The organism is Streptomyces sp. NPDC006529, assembly GCF_040611795.1.
In the GTDB taxonomy this organism is placed as follows: domain Bacteria; phylum Actinomycetota; class Actinomycetes; order Streptomycetales; family Streptomycetaceae; genus Streptomyces.
The window spans coordinates 1-1,610 of the sequence record NZ_JBEXPB010000125.1 but is presented as its reverse complement, the minus strand read 5'-3'; the positions used below and the strand labels follow the sequence as shown (position 1 = coordinate 1,610).

Here is a 1,610-nt window from a genome sequence, read left to right as displayed (position 1 = left end):
GACACAGACCCACCACCGACTCCGCACCCACACCCTGCGACACCAGATAGTGAGCCAGCCGGTTCGCCCGCACATCCAGCTCCGCGAACGACACCTCCACACCATCGGCGACCACCGCCACCGCATCCGGCGACCGCACCACCTGCGCCTCGAACAACCCCACCACCGAAGCGTCCGCAACCTCGGCCGTGGTGTCATTCCACCCGGACAACACCGTCGCCAGCTCATCCGGACCCAGCACATTCACCCGGCTCAGGCGCACACCCGGATCGTTAGAGACCACGTCCAGGACCCGCGACCAGTACCCGGCGATCCGCCCAGCCCACGCCTCGTCGAACAGATCCGCGGCCACCGTCACCGAACCCCGAAGACCCAACGCCACACCCTGCGCGTCGAACGCCTCCGACACCATCACATCCACATCGAACTTCGCCGTGGTCTTGCCCGCAGTCAGCTCTGCCGATACCCCTCCGGCCTGCACCCCTGGCAGGTCGAGTACCGCGTCGATGGTGTCCTGCTTGGTCAGGACCACCTGGAAGAGGGGGTGACGGGCCATCGAACGGCTGGGAGCCAGCTCCTCGACCAGCTTCTCGAAGGGCACGTCCTGGTGCGCATGCGCCGACAGGCCCCGCTCACGCGCCCGCGCCAGCAGCTCACGGAAGGTCGGGTCACCCGACAGATCGGCACGCAGCACCAGGGTATTGACGAAGCAGCCCACGAGGTTGTCCAGCGCCTCATCGGTGCGTCCGGCGTTGGCCGAGCCGATCGGGATGTTGGTCCCCGCGCCCAGCCGGGACAGCAGCAGCGCCAGCGCCGCCTGGAACACCATGAACGTGGTCACACACTCAGCGCGCGCCACCTCCACCAGACGGGCGTGCACCTCCGCCGGCACCACCAGCGGCACACTGTGCCCCTGATGCGAAGCCACCGCCGGACGCTGCCGGTCGAACGGCAGCCCCAGCTCCTCCGGAGAACCCGCCAACTCCTCACGCCAGTAAGCCACCTGGCGTGAAATCAGACTTTCCGGGTCCTGCTCGTCACCCAGCAGCTCACGCTGCCACAGCGCGTAATCCGCGTACTGCACCGGCAGCGGCTCCCACTCCGGAGCCCCACCCGCACACCGCGCCGCATAAGCAGCCGACACATCCTGAGCCAACGGACCCATCGACCAACCGTCGGTCGCGATGTGGTGGGTGGTCAACACGACGAGGTGCTCGTCCTGCGCGACGGAGAAAAGCCAGGCACGGATGGGCACTTCAGTGGCGAGGTCGAACGCGTACCGCTCCGCGTCGGCGACCGCTCCGGCGAGCCGGGACGGGGGGACCTCGACGGTCTCCAGTTGCCAGGCCAGTTCGGCCAGGTCGACGATCTGCTGGTACGGCTGACCGTCCTCAGCCACGGAGAACACCGTGCGCAGGACTTCGTGCCGTTCCAGGACGTCCCTGAACGCCGCGCCCAGTGCCACCTGGTCCACCGCACCCGTCAGACGCAGGGTGACGGACATGTTGTAGGTCTCGCTGGGGCCCTCCAGCTGGCCGATGAACCACAGACGACGCTGCGCGAACGACAGCGGAACCCGCTCCGGACGCGCCCCCGCCGTCAGCGCCACC

At 68.3% G+C, this 1,610-nt stretch carries 1 protein-coding gene; it reads right to left on the bottom strand.

Going from position 1 to position 1,610, the window contains the following annotated elements; translation table 11 throughout:
* The coding region (locus ABZY31_RS31205) for a condensation domain-containing protein (protein WP_356417056.1) at positions 1-1,610 on the bottom strand (1,610 nt) is incomplete at both ends.